1 protein-coding gene is annotated in these 522 nt (G+C 48.1%); it reads right to left on the bottom strand.

What is annotated here, in order from left to right; all coding sequences use genetic code 11:
- The coding region (locus tag ACI1P2_RS31440; protein ID WP_355327733.1) for a transposase at positions 1 to 392 on the bottom strand (392 nt) is incomplete at its 3' end.
- Between the last annotated feature and the right edge of the window lie 130 nt (positions 393 to 522).

Below are 522 nucleotides of genomic sequence, written 5' to 3'. Positions count from 1 at the left end.
AGCTGCACGTAGTTCTCCTCGGCCAGAAACTGAAGAACGGCGGTAAACACCGTCTCCAGTACGCTTTTCATTCGTTCTGATCGAAAACGGTTGATGGTGCGGAAATCCGGTCTTTGTCTACCCGCGATCCACATGAACATGATGTTTTCGCGGACAGCTTTGGCGATTTGGCGAGAGGAGTAGATGCGCTGCGTGTAGGCGTAAATGATGACTTTGGTGAGCATTTTAGGATGGTAGCTGTCTCGTCCGCCTCCAGGGTAAGCCGCGTCGAAGATGGAATCGTCGAGACGATTGACAGCGGCGTTGACCACGCGAACGAGGTGATTTGCGGGGATGTCTTCTTCTAAATCCATTGGTAAACAGAGTTGATCCATGGTATATTGAATGTACAAAGAAACCTCTCCTTTTGGGTAATGGTTGGTGGTACTTCCATTTTACCAAAGAGTGGTTTCTTTTTGTTTGACGAAATGTAAGAGAGGGTCGTCCCTTAGTCATCTATGATGACTTTTGGGACACCCTCTT

Origin of the sequence: Paenibacillus jiangxiensis (assembly GCF_046098255.1) — a bacterium.
Lineage (GTDB): Bacteria > Bacillota > Bacilli > Paenibacillales > Paenibacillaceae > Paenibacillus > Paenibacillus jiagnxiensis.
The sequence above is the reverse complement of the archived record's forward strand: the minus strand, read 5'-3'. Positions and strand labels throughout refer to the sequence as shown.